Annotated in this window: 24 protein-coding genes and 4 pseudogenes; 17 read left to right on the top strand and 11 right to left on the bottom strand. The window is 54.2% G+C overall.

Translation table 11 applies throughout. The annotated features are described in order from the left end of the window. The first annotated feature begins 103 nt into the window (after positions 1-103). The 6 genes and pseudogenes from KTE_RS27080 (at position 104) to KTE_RS49790 (ending at position 5,634) form a co-directional block, all read left to right on the top strand. Positions 104-433, top strand: a complete 330-nt coding sequence (locus KTE_RS27080; protein WP_201386499.1) for a PadR family transcriptional regulator — start codon at positions 104-106, stop codon at positions 431-433. A gap of 15 nt (positions 434-448) precedes the next feature. Beyond that, positions 449-1,318: a pentapeptide repeat-containing protein gene (locus KTE_RS27075; protein ID WP_201386498.1), complete on the top strand. Its 870-nt coding sequence runs from the start codon at positions 449-451 to the stop codon at positions 1,316-1,318. A 10-nt stretch (positions 1,319-1,328) separates the two neighbouring features. Further along, positions 1,329-2,087, top strand: a complete 759-nt coding sequence (locus tag KTE_RS27070) for an ABC transporter ATP-binding protein (RefSeq protein WP_201386497.1) — start codon at positions 1,329-1,331, stop codon at positions 2,085-2,087. A gap of 3 nt (positions 2,088-2,090) precedes the next feature. Further along, a complete protein-coding gene (locus KTE_RS27065; RefSeq protein WP_201386493.1) occupies positions 2,091-2,876 on the top strand; it encodes an ABC transporter permease in 786 nt (261 codons plus the stop codon). Positions 2,877-3,071: 195 nt separating this feature from the next. Continuing rightward, a complete protein-coding gene (locus KTE_RS27060) occupies positions 3,072-4,250 on the top strand; it encodes a cytochrome P450 (protein ID WP_236600597.1) in 1,179 nt (392 codons plus the stop codon). A 205-nt stretch (positions 4,251-4,455) separates the two neighbouring features. After that, positions 4,456-5,634: pseudogene (locus KTE_RS49790) on the top strand (RNA-guided endonuclease TnpB family protein). Between the two features lie 97 nt (positions 5,635-5,731). Here the strand turns inward: KTE_RS49790 and KTE_RS27050 are convergent. The 3 genes from KTE_RS27050 to KTE_RS27040 form a co-directional block, all read right to left on the bottom strand. Then, on the bottom strand, positions 5,732-6,295 hold the full coding sequence (locus tag KTE_RS27050; protein WP_201386492.1) for a hypothetical protein: 564 nt from the start codon (positions 6,293-6,295) through the stop codon (positions 5,732-5,734). Between the two features lie 83 nt (positions 6,296-6,378). Further along, a complete protein-coding gene (locus KTE_RS27045) occupies positions 6,379-7,239 on the bottom strand; it encodes a class I SAM-dependent methyltransferase (protein WP_201386491.1) in 861 nt (286 codons plus the stop codon). Then, on the bottom strand, positions 7,236-7,958 hold the full coding sequence (locus KTE_RS27040) for a TetR/AcrR family transcriptional regulator (protein ID WP_201386490.1): 723 nt from the start codon (positions 7,956-7,958) through the stop codon (positions 7,236-7,238). The genes KTE_RS27045 and KTE_RS27040 overlap by 4 nt, the downstream gene beginning before the upstream one ends. Positions 7,959-8,534: 576 nt before the next feature. Between KTE_RS27040 and KTE_RS27035 the strand changes: the two genes are divergently transcribed. From KTE_RS27035 to KTE_RS48975, 4 genes are all read left to right on the top strand, one after another. Further along, entirely contained in the window at positions 8,535-9,335 is an 801-nt protein-coding gene (locus KTE_RS27035) for an ArsR family transcriptional regulator (RefSeq protein WP_236600594.1), read from the top strand. A 145-nt stretch (positions 9,336-9,480) separates the two neighbouring features. After that, entirely contained in the window at positions 9,481-9,867 is a 387-nt protein-coding gene (locus KTE_RS27030) for a VOC family protein (RefSeq protein WP_201386489.1), read from the top strand. A 220-nt stretch (positions 9,868-10,087) separates the two neighbouring features. Next, on the top strand, positions 10,088-10,342 hold the full coding sequence (locus tag KTE_RS49310) for an HNH endonuclease (RefSeq protein ID WP_307811973.1): 255 nt from the start codon (positions 10,088-10,090) through the stop codon (positions 10,340-10,342). Positions 10,343-10,379: 37 nt separating this feature from the next. After that, entirely contained in the window at positions 10,380-10,841 is a 462-nt protein-coding gene (locus tag KTE_RS48975) for a tetratricopeptide repeat protein (RefSeq protein WP_201386488.1), read from the top strand. 211 nt (positions 10,842-11,052) lie between these two features. Here the strand turns inward: KTE_RS48975 and KTE_RS27015 are convergent. Together KTE_RS27015 and KTE_RS27010 are read right to left on the bottom strand one after the other, a co-directional pair. Beyond that, positions 11,053-12,217, bottom strand: a pseudogene (locus KTE_RS27015) (RNA-guided endonuclease InsQ/TnpB family protein). Positions 12,218-12,794: 577 nt separating this feature from the next. Continuing rightward, positions 12,795-13,226 carry a hypothetical protein gene (locus KTE_RS27010; protein ID WP_201386485.1) on the bottom strand — a complete coding sequence of 144 codons (432 nt, stop codon included), beginning with the start codon at positions 13,224-13,226 and terminating at the stop codon, positions 12,795-12,797. 461 nt (positions 13,227-13,687) lie between these two features. On the opposite strand from KTE_RS27010, the pseudogene KTE_RS27005 reads away from it, so the two are divergent. Continuing rightward, positions 13,688-13,762, top strand: a pseudogene (locus tag KTE_RS27005) (IS200/IS605 family transposase); the annotation flags it as partial. Beyond that, positions 13,755-14,036: a helix-turn-helix domain-containing protein gene (locus KTE_RS27000; RefSeq protein WP_201386483.1), complete on the top strand. Its 282-nt coding sequence runs from the start codon at positions 13,755-13,757 to the stop codon at positions 14,034-14,036. The pseudogene KTE_RS27005 and the gene KTE_RS27000, both read left to right, overlap by 8 nt. 135 nt (positions 14,037-14,171) lie before the next feature. Here KTE_RS27000 and KTE_RS26995 read toward each other — a convergent pair whose 3' ends face one another. Beyond that, complete coding sequence (locus KTE_RS26995) at positions 14,172-15,341, bottom strand: FAD-dependent monooxygenase (RefSeq protein ID WP_201386475.1); 1,170 nt, start codon at positions 15,339-15,341, stop codon at positions 14,172-14,174. Continuing rightward, positions 15,338-15,979 carry a TetR/AcrR family transcriptional regulator gene (locus KTE_RS26990; RefSeq protein ID WP_201386473.1) on the bottom strand — a complete coding sequence of 214 codons (642 nt, stop codon included), beginning with the start codon at positions 15,977-15,979 and terminating at the stop codon, positions 15,338-15,340. Before KTE_RS26990 ends, KTE_RS26995 begins: the two co-directional genes overlap by 4 nt. Before the next feature lie 361 nt (positions 15,980-16,340). On the opposite strand from KTE_RS26990, the gene KTE_RS26985 reads away from it, so the two are divergent. The 3 genes and pseudogenes from KTE_RS26985 to KTE_RS26975 form a co-directional block, all read left to right on the top strand. After that, complete coding sequence (locus KTE_RS26985) at positions 16,341-16,925, top strand: IS607 family transposase (RefSeq protein WP_201386472.1); 585 nt, start codon at positions 16,341-16,343, stop codon at positions 16,923-16,925. Next, on the top strand, positions 16,912-18,210 hold the full coding sequence (locus tag KTE_RS26980) for an RNA-guided endonuclease TnpB family protein (RefSeq protein WP_201386471.1): 1,299 nt from the start codon (positions 16,912-16,914) through the stop codon (positions 18,208-18,210). The genes KTE_RS26985 and KTE_RS26980 overlap by 14 nt, the downstream gene beginning before the upstream one ends. Positions 18,211-18,213: 3 nt before the next feature. Beyond that, positions 18,214-18,675, top strand: a pseudogene (locus tag KTE_RS26975) (ISNCY family transposase); the annotation flags it as partial. Between the two features lie 140 nt (positions 18,676-18,815). On the opposite strand, the gene KTE_RS26970 reads toward KTE_RS26975, so the two are convergent. Together KTE_RS26970 and KTE_RS26965 are read right to left on the bottom strand one after the other, a co-directional pair. Beyond that, positions 18,816-19,052 carry a hypothetical protein gene (locus KTE_RS26970; RefSeq protein ID WP_201386470.1) on the bottom strand — a complete coding sequence of 79 codons (237 nt, stop codon included), beginning with the start codon at positions 19,050-19,052 and terminating at the stop codon, positions 18,816-18,818. Positions 19,053-19,259: 207 nt separating this feature from the next. Further along, positions 19,260-19,493: a P1 family peptidase gene (locus KTE_RS26965; protein WP_201386469.1), complete on the bottom strand. Its 234-nt coding sequence runs from the start codon at positions 19,491-19,493 to the stop codon at positions 19,260-19,262. A gap of 34 nt (positions 19,494-19,527) precedes the next feature. Here KTE_RS26965 and KTE_RS26960 point away from each other — a divergent pair, with 34 nt between their 5' ends. Further along, positions 19,528-19,869 (top strand): hypothetical protein, encoded by a 342-nt coding sequence (locus KTE_RS26960; protein ID WP_236600696.1) that lies wholly within the window; start codon positions 19,528-19,530, stop codon positions 19,867-19,869. A gap of 698 nt (positions 19,870-20,567) precedes the next feature. Next, positions 20,568-21,068, top strand: coding sequence for a GNAT family N-acetyltransferase (locus KTE_RS26955; RefSeq protein WP_201386467.1), 501 nt, complete (start codon positions 20,568-20,570; stop codon positions 21,066-21,068). Between the two features lie 214 nt (positions 21,069-21,282). Here the strand turns inward: KTE_RS26955 and KTE_RS26950 are convergent, their stop codons facing one another. Together KTE_RS26950 and KTE_RS26945 are read right to left on the bottom strand one after the other, a co-directional pair. Further along, on the bottom strand, positions 21,283-21,525 hold the full coding sequence (locus tag KTE_RS26950) for a hypothetical protein (RefSeq protein ID WP_201386466.1): 243 nt from the start codon (positions 21,523-21,525) through the stop codon (positions 21,283-21,285). A 183-nt stretch (positions 21,526-21,708) separates the two neighbouring features. Beyond that, entirely contained in the window at positions 21,709-22,266 is a 558-nt protein-coding gene (locus tag KTE_RS26945; RefSeq protein ID WP_201386464.1) for an alpha/beta hydrolase, read from the bottom strand. Between the last annotated feature and the right edge of the window lie 321 nt (positions 22,267-22,587).

The following is a 22,587-nucleotide window of genomic DNA, read 5'->3' as shown; positions in this document are numbered from 1 at the left end:
TACGTTTCTGGTGTTTCCTCTTTATCAAACAAAGTATTACCATTGAAATAGTTCATTGACAATCATAGTACTATGTCGTATAATCCGCATATGAGGTGATGAGATGAGTGAAAACAAACTGACCTCCGACCTGCTGCGCGGACATACCGATACGATGATTTTACGGCTCGTATCGGAAGCTGACCGCTACGGCTACGAGATTGTCAAGCTGATTGCCGAGCGCTCGGGTGGGGACTATGAATTAAAGGAAGCCACCATGTATTCCAGCGTCCGGCGGCTTGAGGTGGACGGTGATATCGAATGGTATTGGGGCGATGAATCTCAGGGCGGAAGGAGGAAATACTTCCGAATTACGGAAAAAGGGAAAGCGACGTACGATCGCAACAAAAGCAACTGGGAGTACGCGAAGGGCGTGCTGGATAACCTCTTGTAAAGGAAAGGTGTCGTTATGGATGATAAATTGACCAACTATGTACACGGCGTTTTTGCTCCCTACGATGGGGTAAAAAGCGCCGCCGAATTAAAGGCTGATCTGCTCGCCGATTTGCAGGAGCGCTTCCGTGAACTCAAAGCCGAGGGCAAGGATGATGAAACCGCCTTTGACATGACCATTGAGAGTATCGGCGACATTGAGCAGACGGTCCAGGAGGTCGCCCACCTCTCCCGCTCGCTGGAGCGACAGGTGGCCATCAACTTGAGTGCGAGCAATCTACCACAAAGCGACTTTGCAGGTGTGGTTGCGCAGAAAAGCAACTTTCAAGGCAGCGCGTTGCGCGGCTCTGATTTTACAGGTGCAGACCTGACTGGGAGTTCGTTTCGGGGCAGCGACGTCCGTGAAGCCAACTTTGCTGGTGCCAATCTGACCGATTGTAACTTCTCCACCCTTGATCTCAGGAATGCCAACTTCCGTGAAGCCATCCTTGTGCGTACCAACTTCAGTATGTCGGGACTGGACCAAGCAGCATTCATTAACGTCACGCTGACAGATGTCAACTTGACAATGACTAACCTGCGAAAAACCATTTTTGAACGCTGTCGCTTTCTCCGCGTGAACTTCACATATTCCGATCTGCGCGGACTGCGCTTTGATGGGCAGACCTTTATCGGTGTCATGTTTGGCAAGGCGTCCCTCAATGACGCTTCGTTTCGGGGCGCGACCCTCAAACAGGTTTCGTTCCTCCCAGGGTTTACCTTGTCGAAGAAATATTATCGTGCTCTGAAAACCATTTCCTTTGACGGTGCGATGATGGATAAGATCACGTATGCCGCGCTCAAAGGGCTGGATGTTGATGTCTCGAAGGTGATTATTCTAGCATAAGGAGAAAATTGTGCAAAGTGTTGCAATTCGGGTAAGCGATCTGCAGAAATCATACAAGCATCTCGATGTTTTAAAAGGCGTGAATTTCAGCGTGGAGCAGGGCAGCATTTTTGCCCTGCTTGGCTCCAACGGCGCGGGCAAGACCACGCTTGTCAAAATCCTCACCACGCTGCTCAAACAGGACGGGGGAACGGCCATCGTCAACGGCTTTAATGTGGCGTCACAGCCAGACCATGTGCGGCAATCACTCAGTCTGACCGGGCAATTTGCCGCCGTCGATGAGATGTTGACCGGGCAAGAAAATCTGATCATGATCGCCAAGCTCCGACACGTCAAGAATCCGCGCCAGGTGTCCGACGAGTTGCTGACACGCTTCGGTTTAACCGATGCCGCAAACCGCAGGGCGTCGACCTATTCAGGCGGGATGCGCCGCAGGCTTGACCTCGCCATGAGCCTGGTGGGAACACCGCCGATCCTTTTCCTTGACGAGCCGACCACCGGGCTTGACCCCGAGGCACGCATCGAAATGTGGAAGGTGGCGAAGGAGCTTGCTGATGGGGGCAGAACCATCTTCTTGACTACGCAGTACCTGGATGAGGCGGAACAGCTTGCTGATCGCATTGCCATTCTCCATGAGGGCAAGATTCTCGCCAGCGGCACGCTCATGGAGCTCAAAAAGCTGTTTCCAGCGGCTTCGGTGGAGTATGTGGAAAAACAACCGGCCTTGGAGGAGATTTTTCTTGCCATCATTGGCAAAAAGGAGGAATAATAAATGGAAGCGATACAGAAACAGGAAACCATACAGAAACACCTTTTCAGCGATATGAGCGTGATGCTGGGTCGTTCTATGCGCCATATTTTCCGCAGTATGGACACCATCATCACAGTCCTGATCACGCCTATTGCGATGATGTTGCTGTTCGTGTATGTGTTTGGCGGCGCCATTCAAACCGGGACAGATAATTATGTCAATTACTTGTTACCTGGGATCTTACTGATTGCGATTGCGAGCGGGATCTCCTATACGGCGTACCGTTTGTTTACCGATGTGCAACGGGGGATCATTGAGCGCTTTCGCTCCATGCCGATAGCCCCTTCCACCCTGCTGTGGGGACACGTCCTGACCTCGCTGGTGTCCAACGCGATTTCGGTGGTGGTCATCATTCTCGTCGCGTTGCTGATGGGCTTTCGTTCGTCGGCGGGCATCCTGTCCTGGCTGACCGTCGTCGGCATCCTCGCGTTGTTTACGCTGGCATTAACCTGGGTTGCGGTGATTCCCGGACTAACCGCCAAATCGATAGACGGGGCAACCGCCTTTTCGTATCCGATTATCTTCCTGCCCTTTATCAGTTCGGCGTTTGTGCCAACCAAGTCGATGCCACTGGTCGTCAGGGTCTTTGCCGAAAACCAGCCAGTGACGGCGATCGTGGAAACCATCCGTGCGTTACTGTCTGGACAGCCAGTGTCTCATAATATCTGGGTTGCGCTTGCATGGTGCGTCGGCATTCTGGTGGTGGCCTACATCTTTGCGATGAGGGCCTATACAAAGCGCGTGTAAAAAGCGGGCCGTCTCCGTGGGAAGAAGCTCACGCCATCGTGGCCCTTTCAGCACGTCCATATGACGTAAAGCCAACAGGACAGACGGTCGTCTGTAAAGAATGGTCCACGTTTGGAGGGCTAGATCTGCTCACGCGCGTGGGGGCATGGACCACCAATGAAGTAGAAGAAAATACGAAAAAGAGAAAGAAGAAGAATGATGCAAACACATCCCAAGAGAGAACAGCTCACTGCCTCGTATGACTGGTATCGTCAGATGCGTGAGACCCAGCCCGTTTTCTTCGACCAGAATGTGCAGGCCTGGCACATCTTCCGCTACAACGATGTGGCACGCGTGCTCAGTGATCACACGACGTTTTCTTCCGATGAGAGCAGCTTCCTGCCACCCGAGTACCGCAATGCCACTCCGATCAGTTCGAGCATGCTCCGTATGGACCCGCCGCGTCATCACCAGTTGCGCCAGCTCGTGTCGCAAGCCTTCACGCCGCGCATGGTGGCTCACATGGAGTCGCGCATCAAGGAGATCACCAATGGATTGCTCGACCAGGTGCAGGCGGTGGGTGAGATGGATGTGATCAGGGATCTGGCCTATCCGCTGCCTGTCACGGTCATTGCGGAGTTGTTGGGGGTTCCCGCAGAGCGACGTGAGGAGTTCAAGCAGTGGTCTGATGCTTTCGTCTCGGGAGACGAGGAAGCGACGGAAGAGGCCAGGCAGGCGGTCATGCAGGCTACAGACAGCATGAGTGCCTACTTCACCCAGATCTTTGAGGAGCGGCGTGCCCATCCCCACAACGACCTGGTGAGCGCACTGCTGCTGGCGGAAGTGGATGGGGAGCGCCTCTCGAATGAGGAATTGCTGGGGTTCTGTGTGCTGCTCCTGGTCGCAGGCAACGAGACCACGACCAATCTGATTGGCAATGCCATCCTATGCCTGGATGAGCATCCTGAAGCGGTGGAACGTCTGCGTGCCAATCGCGACCTGGTGCCGAGCGCTCTTGAAGAGGCACTGCGCTACTACTCGCCGCTCAAACTCACGATACGCGGAACCACGACCGAGACGACGATTGGCGATCAGCGCATAGAAGCTGGCAAGTTACTCTTTGCCTGGATTGCCTCGGCGAATCGTGATGAGGCCCAGTTCCCCAATGCCAATCAGTTCATGATCGAGCGCGAGCCGAATCGGCACCTGGGCTTCGGGCGTGGCATCCATTTCTGTCTGGGCGCTCCCCTGGCGCGTTTGGAGGCGAAGATTGCGCTGAGCGCGATGCTCGACCGCCTGCCTGGCTCCTGGCACGTGTCCGATGCGCCGCTGTCTCTGATCAGTAGCATGTCCGTTTTGGGGGTGAAGACGTTGCCCTTGACATGGGAGAAGTAACAGAACGTGCGTTCTGGCGAGCAGACCCCTCTCCGACATCACCTGACGTTGCTCGTCGGTCAGGTATGTCGAAATCTTTTTATCTAACCGCGCCAGAAGACCCCTGTTGCGCAAACATGGGGATGAATGGCGCGCTCCTTTCTTGGGGCGGATAGGGCAGTGCAAATTGTTGCATTTTTACACCGTAACTGCTATAATGTATCCTATGAAACAGAAACGCGCTTTCAAGTACCGCGTGTATCCCACACCAGAACAACAGCAGATCCTTGCTCAAACCTTTGGGTGCTGTCGCGCGCGTCTATAACTGGGCATTGCGTAAGAAAACCGATGCCTATTACAACGACCATCAGCGACTCTATTACAAAGAGTTGAGTCTCCTGTTGACTGACTTGAAAAAGCAAGAAGAGACACACTGGTTGAACGCCGTTTCTAGCGTGCCCTTGCAGCAAGCTCTTCGTCACCTGGACAAAGCGTTTCTCAACTTCTTTGAAGGGCGTGCCAAGTACCCCACCTTCCACAAAAAACGCAACAAGCAATCTGCCACCTATACCGCCAACGCTTTTACCTGGCACAATGGAGCTCTCACACTCGCCAAGATGAACGAACCCCTTGATATACGCTGGTCGCGCCCTCTGCCAAAAGACGCACCCCCTTCGAGTGTGACCATCTCCAAAGACTGTGCCAATCGCTACGCGCATCAGCATCCTTGTGGAAGACGAGATTGAGCATGTGCCTGCCAATGAGCAGGCGATTGGAGCTGATCTTGGTTTAAAGTCCTTTGTGGTCCTCTCGACCGGTGAAGTGGTGGGCAATCCCAGGTTCTTCCACAAGGATGAAAAGAAACTGGCCAAAGCCCAACGTTGTCATGCCAGGAAGAAAAAGGGCTCGAAAAACCGAGACAAGGCACGTCTCAACGTAGCACGCATTCATGCCCGTATCGCTGATCGCCGCCGTGACGCGCCTGCACAAACTTTCGACCCGACTCATACGCGAGAACCAAGTGGTGTGTGTCGAGTCGTTGGCAGTCAAGAACATGGTCAAGCACCCAACCCTCAGCAAAGCGATCAGCGATGTGGGATGGAGCGAGTTTGTGTCCCAACTCGAATACAAGGCCAACTGGTATGGTCGAAACGTGGTCAAGATTGACAAATGGTATCCTTCCAGTAAGCGCTGTTTCGATTGTGGTCATCTCCTCGACTCCTTAGCGCTTGATGTCCGTCAATGGGACTGCCCAGAATGTGGGGTCCATCATGACCGCGATATCAACGCAGCAAAGAACATTGTGGCCGTGGGGCTCACGGTCCTTAACGCCTGTGGAGAGTCTGTAAGACCTGGACGGGCTTTGTCTCGTTCAGGCAAGACTCAGCGAAGCAGGAAACCCTAGAGGCGACTCGAGGAATCCCCTGGCTTGAGCCATGGGGAGGATGTCAATTGCCATAAGAACGCACTCCACATCTCTCAACAGGAATGCATCGTTTGTATCACAGCAAACAGGCAATGGCAACCGTAGCGGAAGAAATCAAGGACCTTTTCCCTGCTTGTTCTCTCTTAGCGGATTTTTGAGTTTTTTTTATATCAAGACCCCGAATGGCACGCCGACGGAGATCGGGATCATAACAGCGCTCCACAGCCTCCAGCGCAATGCGCGCGAGCGCGCCTGGAGCAATCGCCTCCAGCGCATCAAGTTCTGTGGCCCCCTCTCCATACCGGTGCTCAAACCCACTCCGCCGACGCTCGCTCTCCTTGATAGGTGTGCGCGGCAACCGGTACTCCTGCACCTGCCCGGCGGTAAGCACGAGCGGGAAAAGCCGGATATCTTGCTCCACCTGGCGCGTACGCACAAAATATTCCAGCTTGCGCGCCATCGCAACCGGCATCGATTGCCCCGCCGGATCGAAGTCAGAGATAGAGAAGATCTGCGCTGGCTTGCTCACCTGCTCAATCCTTCTGACCATGTTCAGAGCCGCCGTGATCGAAAGTTCGCCAGCTCCTGTTTGCAGGTTCATCCCATAGCGTTCGCAAAGAGGAATGAGCACATCGTTCATCGTGGGCTTCTCACACACCACCTCCAGATGGTCATGCTAAATTGCATTTTTCCACTGCCATACGTTTTTTCATTTCACCTAGCTTAGGATAGTGATTCCGAGCTTGCGTTCTCATATCGGTAAACTATTGTACGTTCCATCCTACGCAGCGTGGGGTTGACCTCCTGCGCGCGGTAAAGGACCCGCCACCATAACGGGAATCGGGAAAACGCGACCAGTTCGCTTGGTCTGAATTCCTTGATCAGTTCAAGTTTTGGCTCAAGCCGCTTGATGTCCTGGGGATCATCAAGGCCCCACTTGTAGGTTGCACCCGTGCCCCCGACGTTCGAGCCCGCTCTTTTCACAATCCACGGATTGCCGATATCGAAGATCATCTGACCGCCGGGAAAGTGAGCGACCACCGCATTGAGGAGCGCTTTCACTTCCGTTTCGCTCAGGTAGTGCAGCACCCCCTCGGCGATAAGCAGCGCGGGCCGGTCCCTTGGGACCTCGTCCAACCAGCGCAAATCCTCCAGCGGTGCACCGATCAGGTGATAGGCACCCCGTTCGGGGAACAGTTGGCGGCGCAGGTCGATCACATCGGGGTAATCCACGTCGAACCACTGGACATTAGCAGGCGGATCGACTCGAAAAACACGGCTGTCCATGCCGCAGCCCACGTGGAGCACGATCGCATCTGGGTGATCTGCCAGATAGCGGTTCGTGAGCAGATCAAAGGTCGCGGCGCGCGTGGCGATGATGGTACATCCAATCTTGCTCCACATGCTCCACGAGCCCACACCCCTGTAGTGCTTGCTGATGTCGTAATCGATATGCCGCATCGCTTCTTCAGCCCAGGGATCACGCAAGATGGGATTCTTCCATTGGCTCTGGAGAGCCCGACCGCTCAAGGTCATGAGCATCGTTTCTTTTTCTTTGGTAAAGTGGATCTTCTCGGTTGTCATTGGTTTTTCCTTTCCGTATCATCTGCCTCAGTAAACTGTGCCTGCACCTCTTCGATTTTCCGACGCATCATCGCTTTTCCAGCTTCGAGGTTCGCCCCCACTTTCGGCGTGAGCAAGCAATCACAGATCCCGCCCACCGTTTCCACTAACTCATCAAAAGATGGCTGGCTCGACCTGTTGGAGTCATCGAGAGATGCCTTCGTGTGAGAAGAGAGAGCGGCAAGGATGGAAGGAGTCAGCGCATCCAGGATGAAAGCCATGGCTCTCGTGTTGATGTCCTGGCGAACGACTCCGATCTCTTGCATGGCCTGGAGATACTCCTGTGTCGGACCAGGATCAGGCGGCCAGGAGGCGAAGAAATTGCCTGGTCTGGAGAGATATTTGCCAAACGTCTGCTCATCTCGCGTATACATCGCAGTCATCAATGGTAACTGCTTGAGGACAGCGAGCAGACCCCGATAGACGCTGGCGACCGTGCCTCCCAAAGGATCACTATCGAGATAGCGATTCCAGACTTCCGCATAGATGTTCAATTCCCGAAGCAGAAGGGCTTTTATCAATGCATCCTTTGAAGGAAACAAGAGATAAACCAGTCTGCGGTTTAAGCCGACAGCATCCGCTACATCGCTCATCGTCACTTTGTTGTACCCATGCCGCAGCAGCAGTTCAGCCGTCACATCGAAGATGGCCCGTTCGCGTTCTTTCTCATCAATCCCCATGATTTCTCGCTTTCACAAATTTTGTTCATTCGTTACGAATTGTAGACTTGCTTTCGTTGGGTGTCAAGACTTCTGGCAGTTTCTCCGATACATCCTTCATAGAGCCTGTTTTGTAAATAGGCTGAAGCCGCTTTCTAAGACGTTTCAGTCCATGCGACAGGTGCAGCTAGCGGGAGTGTGCTTACACCCGCTGGCTCGCCAGTTCTGGCTCTAGCTCTATGGTCATTTACAAAACACGCTCTTAGAGTAAAAAGCCTGCGATGCATTTCTGCTTCTTCCCCCTTAGAGTAATTTGGAGGGAAAAAACGTAGCTACCTCAAAAAAGGCAAGATCAGAGGGACAGCCGGTGACTGTCCCGTGTGTTGCGGGAGGGCTGCGTATGAGTTTTCACGAGATCTAGTCCCTCGTCTCACCGAAAACCGCGAGATCATCAGTGGTTACAAGCATGGGCGGCTGGCTCACACGAACCCCTCCAGGCCGTCTTCTCCAGAGTCACAGACCTCCTCCCTTGACTTTTCAACCCCACTTGGGTATAGTATTCTTAAATTGAATTGCTTCAAATAAGATTGGAGTAAAATGATGCAGACGAAAGAACAGCCAGCACCATCGGTGCTCAAACTGCTGGCGCATGATCTGCGGTGGGCGTTACTCCAACAACTCACCCAGAGTGATTATCGTGTGGCCGAACTCGTTGCGCAGGTAAAGCAGCCACTCAATCTAGTGTCTTACCACTTACGCCAGCTCCGTCAGGCAGGCCTCGTTCATGAGCGACGCAGTACTGCTGATGAACGCTCATTTTATTACAGCCTGGACCTGCAACGCCTGCACATGCTCTACCTGGAAGCGTCGTCAAGCCTCCATCCGAGCCTGGGGGAAGCGATTCCCCCAGGGAGCCGCACGCAATGGAACTTTGACGGTCCCCCGCCGCGTCTTCTGTTTCTCTGTACGAGCAACAGCGCTCGCTCTCAGATGGCCGAGGCGCTGGTGGGTCACCTAAGCCAGGGACAGGTCCAGGCGTTGAGTGCCGGGAGCCATCCTGCCCAAGCGGTCCATCCGTTGGCCATCGGCACGCTTGCCCGACGGGGCGTCCAGATGAGCCAGTCCGTGCCCAAATCCTTGGAGATGTTCGTGGGTCAGTCGTTTGATCGCGTGATCACGCTCTGTGATCGGGTTCGCGAGCGGTGTCCCACCTGGCTAGACTCGTCGCCAATTCATTGGAGTTTGCCCGACCCTACGAGGGCAGAAGGATCGGAAGCGGAGCGACAACAGGTCTTCGATCAACTGGCTAGCCAGCTAGATGTGCGCATTCGGCTGCTGCTCACCTTGCTGGAACAAGAGCGCCAGGAGACGGTTCCGGGACAAAAGACCGCAAGCTGAGCGCCTCTGAGCCCGGCTCCGTGCTGGAACGAGCAGGGCAGATGGCGTGCAGGATGAGAAGGACCTTTGCGTGATCCGCGCAGGGGAAAGATTCCGGCATTGGATCCATCAAAGGAATACGTTTCTTGAAGAAAAGGAGAAGGATATGGCAAGCATTCGTTACATGATTGAGGATGTTGATCAAGCGATCACCTTCTACACGCGTCATTTAGGATTTACATTGGATTGGAACGCCAGCCCGGCGTTTGCCCAAGTGACGCGAGGAGATCTCCATCTCCTGCTCAGCGGCCCGCAAAGCTCTGGAGCACGCCCTCTGCCTGACGGGCAGCGCCCCTCCCCTGGCGGCTGGAATCGTCTGGTCATCGAGGTGGAGCATCTGCCAACCATGATGGAGACGCTCAAACAGGCAGGAGTATCCTTCCGTCGAGACGACATCGTCAGAGGGCCGGGAGGGCAGCAAATCTGGATTGAAGATCCCTCAGGCAATCTCATTGAAGTGTTTGAGCCAGCAGGACCCCCACCTCGCTCCTAAACAATCTGGTGCCCACGAAAGATCTGGGAGCCTTGCTCAACCCTTTTCGGGTGCGCCATGAGATTCATGGCGCACCCGAAAAGGGCCTTCTTCCTACAACCAGGCGATAGAGCGCTTCCCTATTCAGTAGAAGGGAGGAGCATCAAATATCACATCTCGTATCTGTGGCGCTGCTGCAAACCCCTTCGCTCGAGGGGGTGGACTACCAGCGCGGCACCCTGTGGGGGACCGAAGTGCGCCAGTACCGGGCTTGGCCAAATGGGAACATCGGTGCGCCTACTGCCAGGCCACTGGCGTCGCGCTCGAGATCGATCACGTGGTGCCCCAGAGTCGAAGGGGAAGCGACCGGATCGCCAACCTGGTGATCGCCTGCCATCCATGTAACCAATGCAAAGCCGATCAAACGCTCGAAGCATTCCTGGCCGATCGGCCGGAGGTGCTTGCGCGGGTGCAGGCACCGCGGCGGCGTCCCTGAGGGGCGCCGCCCCTTTGAGGCTGCGGATTTTTTCGCCATGGGCTCCCAGCATCAATATGAACAACCGGTTCCCCCTTCTCAACGGAATGCCCAGATCCCACCGGCCATGGAAGCCGCCATGCACAAAGCCCTGAGCAAGCAACGGACTGATAGGCATGCCTCCGTGGAGGCGTTTGTGTTGGCGTTGCGGGGATCATTCGCGCAGCCGACGGTGAGAGTGCCGTCACCACCCCCTCCCAAAGCGCAACCACTGTTGGCTCCCCCGTCTCCTGAAACAGCATCACGAAGCAAAACGAAAGAGGGATGGCTTAGTGTAGGAATGGATCATCAGAAGGCGAAACGCTACGAGGAGGCTTTGGCGGCCTTCGATCAAGCGATCCGTTTCGACCCCAATAATGCTTCACATTACCAATCCAAGGGCCAGATACTCCAACAACTTGGTTGGCATAGAGAGGCTCAACAAGCCTATCAACAGGCAAACTATCTCCAAAACAGGTAGGTGTTTGGGAGGGCTGTGTTGCAAAGATTCCCGAGGAGGATAAATGGGCCTGCTTTTTGTCTACTCGTCCACTTGAAACGCTGATACCCTGATAACAAGTATTACCCTGCTCCGATTAATGGAGGAAAACGTATGCAAGCATCGCCTTCCAGATCTTTCGTTGTTGCTGCTTCACTCGTAGGTGCCTCAAGACCGGTTGGTCTTTTTGGTCTTACCCCGCGTCCACAGCCAAGTTTACGCCATCGTCCGAGCCAGTACCGGTGGCGACTTGATCTATGAGCCCGATCAAGCGTAGGGCTTCCCGCAGCACATTCTGAGCGGCATTGTGATCCCGATCTTGCGGAAATTGAGAGTACGGACATGAGGGATTCTGACAAGTAAACACCCGGTCTTTGAGCGTCATGTCTTCCCATGTCCACCCGCAGCAGTGACAGGTTTTGACTTCCAGGAAAGAAGCGGCCCACCTTGATCACCTGTCCCCCGCGTTGCGCGACCTTGGCCTCCAGCAGACGCCTGAGCGCGCCCAGCGAGGCATCAGAGAAGGAGCGAGCCAGGCGTCGGTTCTTGAGGAGTCCCTTGAGGTTCAAGGTTTCCACTCCCACGATCCCATAACTGTCCGCCAGTCGGGTGGTCAGTTTCTGGAGCGCATCTTCGCGTAGACAGGCAATACGGTAGTGCAGGCGTGCGACCTGCCTGCGGGCTTGCTCCCGGTTGTTTGATCCTGGTTTGCGGCGATGCAGGCGCTTGTTCGCCCGGCACAGTTTCCCCAGAGCCGTTTTGAGGAAGGCTTGGTTCTCGACTCCCTCTCCCGTACTCAAGGTCGCCAGGTGGTTGAGCCCCACATCGATGCCCACCGCCGCCGATTTCTTCACCGGGATCTCATCAGGCATCTCCACCTGGATCGAGACAAACCACCAGTCCGCGGTTTTGGTGATCCGAGCACTGGTGACCTTGCCAGCAAAGCGGAGATTCTCGGCCATATTCACCCATCCGAGCTTGGGAACCCACATGCGATGATCCCCAAGTTCAAACTGATCGTTGGCGAGATAGAAGCTGGGTTTACTGCGCTTCTTGCTTTTCAACTTCGGGTGACAGGCTTTGCCTTCAAAAAAGGCTGTAAAGGCTTTTCCCAGGTCCAGGAACGGCTGATCCGAGGCGTTCTTGGTGACCTCCCAGGTCCAAGGGAATTGCTCGCGCCGGATTTCATTGAAGTGCTTCTTGAGTTTCAAGGCAGTCGGTTTCTCCCCCGCCTCATACTGCCGATTCCATTCGGCCAGCGCCCAATTCCACACGAATCGTGCAACCCCTGCTGCTTTCGCCAAGTAGACGTGTTGTTCTTTGGTTGGATGCAGGCGTATTTTATGCGCACGAATCATGTGTTCACTCCACTTATTCTACACTAAACTATCTCATGCCCTTTTTATTATAGAACACTTATTCTTCTTTGTCAAGGAAAAAGCTTTGTATGCTCCTTGATACCCTCTCAATACATTTTCTTCGCTTTTGGTCAACTGTTAAATTCTCTTTATCTCTGCCTCTTTGTCGGTCTACGACTTGTGGAAACTGGTGTGGTCACGAGGATCGAAAGTCATACACCAACCGCAAGGTATCGGTTACGAACAGTAGAAGAAGTATCGCGCTCCTAAAATGGAGAGAGTCGGAACTTTTACCACTGCAAAAGATGCAAAACGTTGATTCATTGGACCTCGCGGAAACTAAAAACGGGAGAAGTTCCGTCTCCAATAGATAACAGTGCTCCATCTGAAATTGCCGCTTGAAGGCCTCGACGGTGATCCGAACATGAGCGATTGGAATGTGAATGAATGGAAAAATGTATCCCTATGAGCGATTTTTCCACGTATCCTGGGTCCGCCTCCTACATTGAGCAAGCCCCCTAAAACACTGATGCCCTCCCCCAGTGGGGGAGAGCACCAGCGCTGTGGCGGAGACGCGTCAGATGAGCGCGGCTATGGCGAGCATGATCGCCATTGTGGTGCCGCTGCCCCGGCTGAAGAACACGCCAGCGGGGCCGGACGCCAGCCAGTCAGTCGCGTAGAACCCAAGGACCCAGGTGCAGGCCGCGAGGATCAGCACGACCTTGCGGTCTTCCACGAACGGTGCCCCCGTGTTCTTGTCCCTCCGGTGGAGAAGAAGCATGCCGAAGGCGATGTGCAGGATCAGCGGGGCCAGCGCCTTGATGGCCGCGGACCAGTAGGCGTTGTCGGCATGGTAGACGTTCCATCCGAACAGGTGGACGAAGTACTGGGCGAGCTTCGTGATGACGCTCGGGACCATGTTCATCACGTCCCCCCACTGAGCCGTGAGCATCGTGCCCGAGAGGCACAGGCCCACGATCCCAGCGAACCGCCCGATCCATGCCCTCATGTGCAACTGCGGCTTCCTCAACGAACATCCCTTCTCTCGTCCCGGTGTCCGACACCGGGAACAGCGTGTAGAACATCGCCCCCGCGACCCAACTCGAAGAGTCAACGTGCAACTCGGAGAAGTGTTTCGCGGAAACGACTATCCACACCCTACTCACGAGAGTTGAGAAGGTGAATATCTCTGCCACTATTCAATTGTGGATGTACACTGTGTTGCTGTTCTCTCTGTGAGCAGACCGCACTGCATTACCAGTCGCGAGCCGCGTGGTGCACTCCTAGCATTACTGGAGCAACAGCGCGAGAGACAAAGTCGTCAGAGAACCTTTCTCAGGATCAGATGATCCTGAGATAGCTTGTCATAAGACAAGGGCAACGAGATCGATGAATATGAGTCTAATATGAGGCGCCTATTCCCACAAGGGGGAAATAGGGACAATTCGCTTGCCCACAGGATAACTCCCTTACTTTGTCTCGACGGTTGGGGGCGCTCCCCTTTCCGTCATCAAGCACTATATTGAGAACCAAAAACATGTCTAGCGTGAAAAGCTATAAATTCCGCTTGTATCCCACCAGAGCACAAACTGAAAAGCTGGAATGGACACTTGCCAGATGTTGCGAGTTGTACAATGTCGCTTTGCAAGAGCGTCGTGAGATGTACACGTACACTGGCAAGGGAACCACCTATAATGCGCAAGCCATGCAGCTCACCTCCGATCAAAGAGATCAGAGAGGAGGTCACGGAGGAAGCGCTTCGTGTACTTTGAGCTTTCAACGTCATCACTACAACCTAAGCTTTATCAAGGAAGGATAGGCACAATGAATAAGGGTATACCCAATCAAGGATGGTCTCCCAATGAATTAGTGGAACAGAAAAGCGAGCGACATGGGTTGGCACAATGGTGGTACAACACGACCTCCATTCCAGCATGCTCGCGGCTATTGCAGGCTAACAGCTGCTCTCCCAGGTATAGCTTGCCACAGATTTGAATTGTTTCAGCAGCATTTGTGGTGGAGTGAGCGCCAGAAGAGAATCACGCAGCCAGCAGGCCAGGGGATGCTCCCATTGCGCGACCAGGCCCATCCGGTGCGAGTTCACGACGACCATATTGGCGCGCGCCAGGCGCTTCTGTTGATACATATCTAAGGCATTCTCTTGAGAATGCGCGTGGCGCAGGGTCCGGGCCAGGATCAAGGCATCTTCGAGCGCCTGGCAGGCTCCCTGACCCATATTCGGCGTCATCGCGTGCGCCGCGTCCCCCAGCAGAGTTACGCGCCCCTTGCTCCAATAGGTCAGCGGCTGGAGATCAGAGATCTCGTTCCGCAGAATCGTCGAGGCTTCTGTCGCATTGATAAGCGTGCTGACAACGGGATGCCAGCCCTTGAACAGATCCAGCAATTCTTTTTGGCGCCCCTCTGGCCTCTCTGCCGCGTTTTCCGGGCTATTGCAGGTCGCGTACCAGTAGACGCGCTCCTTTGCCAGGGGAACAATGCCGAAGCGCCTGCCGCACCCCCACAATTCGCCCATCAGTGGTGGCGTTACGCCCGTGGCGATACCTCGCCAGGCAGTGTACCCGGCGTAGCGCGGCTGACTCTGGGGAAAGAGCAGTTGACGGACCTGCGAACGGATGCCATCGGCTCCGATCAGCAGGCTGCCGCGTACCCGCTCGCCCCGCGCGAAACAGGCTGTCACTCCCATGGTGTCTTGCTCAAGATCGATAAGCTGCTTGTCCAGGACAAGTGTATCCGGCGCGAGACGCTCCCGCAACGCTGCCTGGAATTCCGCGCGGTGGATCGCGATGGTTGGTCCCCCACACTGTTCCTCAACTGTTCGTGGCGGGAGCTGGACCAGTTGTTTTCCTCGCATTGTGTAGAAGCCAGCCCGCGTGGGTGCAGGCTGCTGGGCCAGTTGTTGCACTAGGTCGGCCAGACCGAGTTCCTGTAGCACCCGGACCGCGTTCGCCCAGAGGGTCAGCCCGGACCCGGACTCGCGGATCTCCTTTGTCCGTTCAAAGATTTGTACCGCGAATCCAGCTTGCTGGAGGGCCAGAGCCGTGGCCAGTCCTCCAATGCCTGCTCCGATAATCAGGATAGGGAAATCTTGCTCCTGGGTTGTCATAGTTCTACTCCTGGTTCTCTAGACTGCATGCCCTGGATTTGCAAGGCAAACGCCCGATGTAGTGCCTGTCCCTGAGCCTCTTCAAACGAAAGAAAACCGCTCAACCACAGGCCGAGAGTGGATACGTAGAGGGCGAAAAAATTGCTGCTCGCCTGGTCTAAAGGGACGTTGGGAGCAATTGCGCCCTGTTGCTGAAACTGCGCTAATAAATCAGCCAGACGCTGCTGGAAATCTCTGACTTGCTGGAGCGTTTGAGGGCCATACATCTGCCCCTGCGCTGGCATAAAGGCAGCCTTAATATAGGCGCGAGCATTCTCAGGATGCTGCTGGTAGAATTGAAAGAATTGCTGGAAGAGATGGACCAGGGTCTCAAGCAGCTCTCCCTCGGCTGACAGGTTGCGAAAGGCTTGCTCAATTGTTTCGGCGAGAACCTCGTAATAAACCAGTTGCAACAGATCCAGCTTATCTTTGGCGTACAGAAAAAGTGTTCCACTGCCCACCTGCGCCAGTTCTGCTACTTCCCGCATGGTGGTTGCAACAAAGCCTTTCTGGGTAAACAATTGCCACGCGGCACGCTGGATACGCTGGCGTTTTTCTTGCTTGTTGCGCTCCCGCAAACCTGGCTTTTCTTGTGACATAGCGCTTTCTCTTTCCTGGTAAAATGACCCTGGTCATTTATGATTGTAATCATAAATGACCAGGGTCATTTTGCCAGGAAAGAGGGCGGATGTCAATGACAGAAAGAAAAGTAGCCTTTGCGGATGTCCTAAAGAGGCTCTCGCCGATTTTCGCGCGTACTGGGAACGAGATGGAAAGCCGCTTCTCCAACGAGATGCTCCGTCAAAAATAGTTCTCAGCCGGCATGCCGAAACGTCCGAACTGCTTCCGATACAACTTCGACACATCTACATCTCAGTCTGTAGCCACAGGTATTGAAACCGATCATTGAAGTTATAGCGTATTCTTGACAATCACTGAGAATCATGGTACACTTTCCGTATGAAACTCAGTGATTACGCAAAACAACAAGGGGTCCGCTATGAGACGGCCTGGCGCTGGTTTCGAGACGGCAAGATTCAGGGTCGACGCGTGGGAGCGCACACGATCCTGATCGATGAACCTGCAAGATCCGCCAGCCCGGTGCAAGCTGCGACGGTGGTGTACACCCGCGTCTCCTCAGCCGAGAACAAGGCGAACCTGGACAGTCAGGCGGAGCGGCTCGTGGCGTACTGTGCGGCTCGTGGCTATCAGGTGAGCAAGGTGGTCAAAGAAATTGGTTCGGGGGTCAACGACAATCGGCCCAAGTTTCTGGCGCTCCTGGCTGATCCCAACGTCGGGCGGATTGTCATTGAACACAAAGACCGGGGGACGCGCTTTGGCTTTCGCTATATTGAGACGCTCCTCACCGCTTACGGGCGGGAAATCGAGGTGGTCAATCAGGCCGAAAATGAGACCGAAGATCTGCTCACCGACCTGACGAGCATCATTTATAGCTTTTGTGCCAGACTCTATGGGCAGCGTCGAGCGAAACGAAAGACCGAGCGCATTGTCCAGGAATTGGAGGCGCAAGATGCACCTGGTTGAAAAGCATGTGATCGCGCAAACCGATCCGCGCTTTGCCTGCGTGGATGCAGCCTGTTTTGCCTCCAAGAATCTCTACAATGCCGCCCTCTATGCGTTGCGTCAAACCTTCTTTTTGACTAACACCAGCCTCTCCTATCCTGCGCTGGATAAGCGGATGCAAGAGCACGGGGCATACCGGGCGTTGCCTGCCAAAGTCGCGCAACAGGTGCTCAAGCAGGTCTGCACCGCCTGGTCGAGTTTCTGGGCGGCGCTTCTGGTGTATCGAGAGACCCCGGCAAAGTTCGTGGGGCGTCCTCAACTCCCAACGTACTTGCCCAAGGCAAAGGGGCGTAACCTGCTCGTCTATACCATGCAAGCGGTGAGCCGAGGCAAACGGACCCTGGATCGGGGGATCATCCAGCCCTCGCAACTGGGCATCCAGGTGAAAACCCGGCAAGACCCCAAAGCCATCGCGCAGGTGCGCGTGGTTCCCAAAGTGGGCTATGTCGTGGTCGAAGTCATCTCTGAACACGAACCCACCGTCACGGCGGTTGATCCTGATCTGCTCGCCGGACTCGATCCGGGTATGGATAATCTGGCCACGCTAACTTCAAACAAAGCAGGCTTTGTTCCGGTGATTGTTAACGGGCGTGGCATCAAGTCCTGTAACCAGTATTATAACAAACAACGAGCAGTGTTCCAGAAATCCCTGGGACATCCTGGCCGAAGTCGGCGCGTGGAACAGTTGACGACTCGACGCAACCGGCGGATCGAGCACGACCTGCATACGGCCAGCCGCTTCCTGATTGATCTTTTGGTCGCCGAGGGGATCGGGACGTTGATCATCGGCAAGAATCCGTTGCAAAAACAAGCGATCCGCTTGGGGAAGCGCACCAATCAGCACTTTGTGCAGATCCCGCATGCGCGCTTCATTGAGATGCTGCAGTATAAAGCGGAACTGGTCGGCATTCGCGTGATCCTCACCGAAGAGTCGTACACGAGCAAAGCCAGCTTGCTTGATCTCGACCCCCTGCCCGTGTATCGCAAAGGCGAGCAGGTGGCCTACCAGTTTAGCGGCAAGCGCATCGAGCGGGGACTGTATCGAGCAGCCGATGGGCGGGTCATCCATGCTGATGTCAATGGCGCAGGGAATATTATCCGCAAAGTAGCTCCTGGAGCTTTCGAGCGCAAGGGAGTAGAGGATGGGGAGTGCAGGGTCCATCTGCCAGTAGTCCATCCGGTGAGGAAGTCATTCCCTCACAAACCCGCTCGCGAGAAAATCCTGGCTCCTGTCAGGATTCGCTAGTCGCGACGGAACTATCAATCTTTGCTGGACAAGATGCGGCAGGAAACAGGTGCCTCTGAGCCACTTCAGCAAATGGTTGCTACCTTCCTCAAGGTGACAGAGGGCTATTGGGCTGGGCGGTTCTCCTGCTATGAGGCGGCTGATCTTCCGCGCACAAACAACGATCTAGAACACACCTTTGGTTCTGTGCGCTATCACGAACGGCGCGCGACCGGTCGGAAACAGGCGTCACCGGGTCTCGTCATTCGGGGTGCAGTCCGCATGGTGGCTTCGGTTGCCAGCCAACGCTATCTGTTCTCTGGCCCAGACCTTCAGCCATGTGATCTTCGGCAGTGGCGAATATTACGTCACCAGGTAGCAAGTCGCCAGGAGGTTCGCCACCAACAATATCGCTTCCGAAAAGCTCCCGTTGAGTATCTCTCAGCCTTGGATGAAAAACTGTGCCAGAGAACAATGCGGTCCTAGTTTTTTTCCTGCTGCTGACTCTTGGGATGGTTGCTGATCCCGAGCACTGCCCGAACATGATTGATCTGGCTGATACTGACGCGCAGATCAAAACGCTCTCGCAGTTCTGTCTGGACGGTAGATGAAGGGGCCTGAGGAGCTTACCGACACCGTTCTTCCAGAAAGGCCCGTGCCTCCCCACGCAGTTTGCTGGGATGACCATGCCGCCCATCAGAGAGTGCTGTCTCGCCCCGCTGTCGTACAGCCTTCATCAGCCGATAGACGTTCGACTGACTGATCTGCAACCCTGCAGTTGTTGCTGCTGTACGCCATGTCTGGCCTTGTTGCATACAGGCCACCAGGTGGACCTTCGCCACCTGATACTGGCCCTTGTCCATCTCTTGGTCCCATCCTCTGCTCTGTTTTCAGTTGTTCTGAGAACGGTACGCTCCGTGTACTGCTCTTGGCCCGGATCTCGGCCTGCTCATTTGTGGGCTTTTCCGATACGCGGGAAGCACGCGCGACGTGCCTCCTATCTGGGTATCTGCTTTCGTGTACTTCTCTGCGCGCGTTGCTGACTGTTACGAGAGACGTAGCTCCGATCCTTACCCTTGCACGGCTGGAACACCATGCAGTGCTGTTGCACTGCGCACAGCTTTGACAACTGCTCTCGCCAGCGTGCTCGCTGCCGCGGCGCCAATCGTACTGACATGGGCTGCCGTCAGGGCACGATCAGAAAGTGTCTGTGTCTCTGACCCCAAGGCGAGAGCGAAGACGGTATCGCCATCGAAGAGCGTATGCACGGGTCGAATCGCTTGTGCCAGCCCATTGTGTGCCATCTGAGCAACCTTGTTGGTCCACTCCTTTCCTTACATGACGGTGTATCTTCAGGAATGGAAGTCTTTGAGGGCAGAGTTGAAGGAGCAGAGCAAGGTGGCACGGCGAGTCTATCAAACGCGCCTCCAGCAGGTCTTCGATGCAGGAGTCGAGCAGGGCATTTTTTGTGTCGAAGATTCTCGATTGGCCGCCATGTTCATTATCACCGTCCTGAGCGGAGTGTTCCAATGGTTCCATATCGAGGGACCACTCTCGCTCGAAGAGCTTTCAGAGCAGTACACTATGTACATTCTGCGAGCGTTGGAATCAGTTGGGGAGTTGGCTGATCGCTACAGAAATCTCGTGCAACGAGCGACAAAAGAAAAGGGATCGGCATAATTCTCCGCTTTCGCTCTCTGCCTTCTACAGGGTACTGTCAACCTATTGAAATGAAAAAGCCACTCCTTCCTCAGTCTGCATTTCCTCTTCTTGATGCGCAGCTACCTAACTGGCGTGAAATCCTGTAAATGGGTCTCCCGCTGGTTTGGTGAAAAAAGCTCATCTGCAGAGTGCTTTGAAAACCATCACTCGCTCTGGCAGCTACTTCTCGAAACAGGTTCATCGCTCTGCAATACCAGAATCACCAAAGTGGCGGAAGACCCTCTTTGCCCAAACCCGAATTTGGCTCATAAACTTGCCTGAAAAAGTTGTAGAGAGAAAACTCAAAAATTTCACTCACACCTTGAGGTTTCACTCCTCATTTGGGCGGACAATGACGTCAATGTGGCGAGAAAATGCGCCTCGGCCTTGTTTTTGGCCTAAGAATTGGGTATCATTGTATTCTTTCTCTGGAGCGGTTTCATTGAATGGGTAGGCTGGCTACAATCAGCGATTCAAGAGGTGCAATGTTCCCTGTGCACTTGGTGAGGAAAGCCAAGAAGAGAGAACACTTTGTGATGATTTCTCGGCCTCCTCGAAAGTTACGTGCAATGGAGAACATCTCACTCTAGAGAGAACAGGAGGCTAAGTGAGTACTTATCCAGAAAAAGATGTAACACAGATACCACAAAGAAAATTTTGAACAGAGGAGAGTATCTATGAAAATTCGCATGCTCTGTGAACGTGATGCCGAGGCGTTTCTTCACCTAAGGAAACAGATCAATGAAGAAACATCCTTTATGTTGCGTGAGCCTGATGAAAACGAAACGCTTGCAAAGCAACAACGAGAACAGTTTCTCTGCCCTTCCCCACAAGACCATCTTCTTATTCTCGTGGCCGAACACGGTGAGCAATTGGTCGGATTTCTGATAGGAGAGCGAGGAGAGCGCCAGCGCAATAGACACCGCCTTGGTCTCGTGATTGGCATTTTGCAAGCCTTTACAGGACAAGGCATCGGAACCCAGCTCTTCATGACTATGGAAGACTGGGCCCGCCAACAAGGCATTCGCCGCTTAGAGTTGACAGTCATGACACACAATCAAGCCGCAGTCGCTCTCTATCAGAAATGTGGTTTTGAAATCGAGGGCACAATGAGACGCACTATGTTGATCGATGGTGACTATATCGATGAGTATGTGATGGCAAAACTTCTTTACTGAGGCTGAAATTACACATTGAGGGTGATTGAATCTCGTGGTTTGACACATATTCTGGTTCATCCCACGAGATACGCAACGAGCTTGTAGCAAACAAGCAATGAAGGAATGGAAGAGGTTGCTGAAAGCAGACAGAAACTTTCGGCCCTCATGACCAGCTCAGAGGGGCAATGACACCTCGCTCAAATCGCCTGTTTGTTCGTCAGTTCCTCCTGTGTTACTTGATAGCGAGAAAGGTGGGGACGCCTGCGACGGTGACACGCAGTTGCGGTGGCCCCCACCAGGCATTACAGGCGAGCCGGTCGGGCCAACTCCAGCGGTAATGCGAACGCACTTCACGAGGGGGACGTGGTGGTGGAAAAACCTTCTCAGGACACTCGACAAGCGCGATGATCTCAGCGTGTTGACGACACCAATGGATGGTCCAGGTGCGGCGAAGCGCTCGGCCTGCGACATCCACCCATCGTATTGGTCCGAGAAGGACAGGCTTTTGCTCACACGCAACCGAGGCAGGTGGGGGCAAGAGGCGACGGACAGCGCTAACCCGTCGAGCACGATTGCCTTTGGCTCCTTTTACCAGACATTGTTCTCGCAGAGAACGCGACTTCCAGTCAGTCTGATACGCGAGGTAGACGAGCTTCAGCTAGATTCTGGGTTCCAACCGCTTGATATCTTGAGCAAGCGGAGGCAACCCTTCTGTGAAAGAGTGTTCCTTCCCACCGAGCACGCGAACTGTTGCCTGGGGCAGTTTTTCTTGATAACGTCTAAGAGAAGAAAATGGGACTTCTTCATCAGAACGACTGTGATACAGGAAGAGTTGTCGGATCGGGGGGAGGCGTGAAGCAAAATCATCTGGCACAGCGTACTCAAGCTCCCAATCCTGCTTGCCCCAGTAGGGTACAGCCACCAGAAACAACCCGGCAATCGGTTTCTGGTAGGTTCCTTCTGCCAGGTATTTGAGCAACATTGAACCACCTAAAGAGTGCCCAATGAGCAAGGCGTCAGCATCGAGCTTGCCTAGCTCTTGCTCAATCTGGTCCCTCCAGGCAAGGTATCTAGGATGGTCAGGATCAGGCATATCTGGAGCCAGGACTTGGTAATCGCTGCCAAGCTGTTGCCGCAGGGATGCAACCAATTTCCCGCTGCCTAAAGGTTTGTGCTGATTGCCTGCACCCTGGATGAGAAGTATTTGTTTTCTCACGCGTTTCCTCCTTAGTCACGCATCTCTTGGTCAAGCTCAATCTCTTCTGCACTCTATCGTAGCAAATTTTCACCTCTTTGATACCCGGACCAATTTAGCGACAGTACCTACTGAAAAAGCTGTGGAGCCGAGCCGCGCCAGTATATGTAAGCGCGTGCTTTAGCAGCGCAGCCCCACAGCGTCGCTTCGCTTTTTCATGCGGAGTGGTGCGCTACCTTAGCAGCGCATGATGTTTCGGTTCATACTCAGGGGCCTATAAAGTGTTTTCGCGTATGCATCAAGTATGATACATACGCATATTATGCACTACCTGGAGCGTTT

The organism is Ktedonobacter sp. SOSP1-85 (genome assembly GCF_016587415.1).
In the GTDB taxonomy this organism is placed as follows: Bacteria; Chloroflexota; Ktedonobacteria; order Ktedonobacterales; family Ktedonobacteraceae; genus Ktedonobacter.
The sequence above is the reverse complement of the archived record's forward strand: the minus strand, read 5'-3'. Positions and strand labels throughout refer to the sequence as shown.

Excerpts from the sequence above, each read along its gene's own strand:
- KTE_RS26965 (WP_201386469.1), bottom strand. The coding sequence starts at position 19,493 with ATGGCACACAATGGGCTGGCACAAGCGATTCGACCCGTGCATACGCTC.
- KTE_RS27030 (WP_201386489.1), top strand. The coding sequence starts at position 9,481 with ATGGCAAGCATTCGTTACATGATTGAGGATGTTGATCAAGCGATCACC.
- KTE_RS27080 (WP_201386499.1), top strand. The coding sequence starts at position 104 with ATGAGTGAAAACAAACTGACCTCCGACCTGCTGCGCGGACATACCGAT.
- KTE_RS27010 (WP_201386485.1), bottom strand. The coding sequence starts at position 13,226 with ATGAGGGCATGGATCGGGCGGTTCGCTGGGATCGTGGGCCTGTGCCTC.
- KTE_RS48975 (WP_201386488.1), top strand. The coding sequence starts at position 10,380 with ATGGGCTCCCAGCATCAATATGAACAACCGGTTCCCCCTTCTCAACGG.
- KTE_RS27035 (WP_236600594.1), top strand. The coding sequence starts at position 8,535 with ATGATGCAGACGAAAGAACAGCCAGCACCATCGGTGCTCAAACTGCTG.
- KTE_RS27000 (WP_201386483.1), top strand. The coding sequence starts at position 13,755 with ATGTCTAGCGTGAAAAGCTATAAATTCCGCTTGTATCCCACCAGAGCA.
- KTE_RS27040 (WP_201386490.1), bottom strand. The coding sequence starts at position 7,958 with ATGGGGATTGATGAGAAAGAACGCGAACGGGCCATCTTCGATGTGACG.
- KTE_RS26970 (WP_201386470.1), bottom strand. The coding sequence starts at position 19,052 with ATGGACAAGGGCCAGTATCAGGTGGCGAAGGTCCACCTGGTGGCCTGT.
- KTE_RS26955 (WP_201386467.1), top strand. The coding sequence starts at position 20,568 with ATGAAAATTCGCATGCTCTGTGAACGTGATGCCGAGGCGTTTCTTCAC.
- KTE_RS27075 (WP_201386498.1), top strand. The coding sequence starts at position 449 with ATGGATGATAAATTGACCAACTATGTACACGGCGTTTTTGCTCCCTAC.
- KTE_RS27065 (WP_201386493.1), top strand. The coding sequence starts at position 2,091 with ATGGAAGCGATACAGAAACAGGAAACCATACAGAAACACCTTTTCAGC.
- KTE_RS27060 (WP_236600597.1), top strand. The coding sequence starts at position 3,072 with ATGATGCAAACACATCCCAAGAGAGAACAGCTCACTGCCTCGTATGAC.
- KTE_RS26990 (WP_201386473.1), bottom strand. The coding sequence starts at position 15,979 with ATGTCACAAGAAAAGCCAGGTTTGCGGGAGCGCAACAAGCAAGAAAAA.
- KTE_RS26960 (WP_236600696.1), top strand. The coding sequence starts at position 19,528 with ATGACGGTGTATCTTCAGGAATGGAAGTCTTTGAGGGCAGAGTTGAAG.
- KTE_RS26985 (WP_201386472.1), top strand. The coding sequence starts at position 16,341 with ATGAAACTCAGTGATTACGCAAAACAACAAGGGGTCCGCTATGAGACG.
- KTE_RS26980 (WP_201386471.1), top strand. The coding sequence starts at position 16,912 with ATGCACCTGGTTGAAAAGCATGTGATCGCGCAAACCGATCCGCGCTTT.
- KTE_RS26995 (WP_201386475.1), bottom strand. The coding sequence starts at position 15,341 with ATGACAACCCAGGAGCAAGATTTCCCTATCCTGATTATCGGAGCAGGC.
- KTE_RS27050 (WP_201386492.1), bottom strand. The coding sequence starts at position 6,295 with ATGAACGATGTGCTCATTCCTCTTTGCGAACGCTATGGGATGAACCTG.
- KTE_RS27045 (WP_201386491.1), bottom strand. The coding sequence starts at position 7,239 with ATGACAACCGAGAAGATCCACTTTACCAAAGAAAAAGAAACGATGCTC.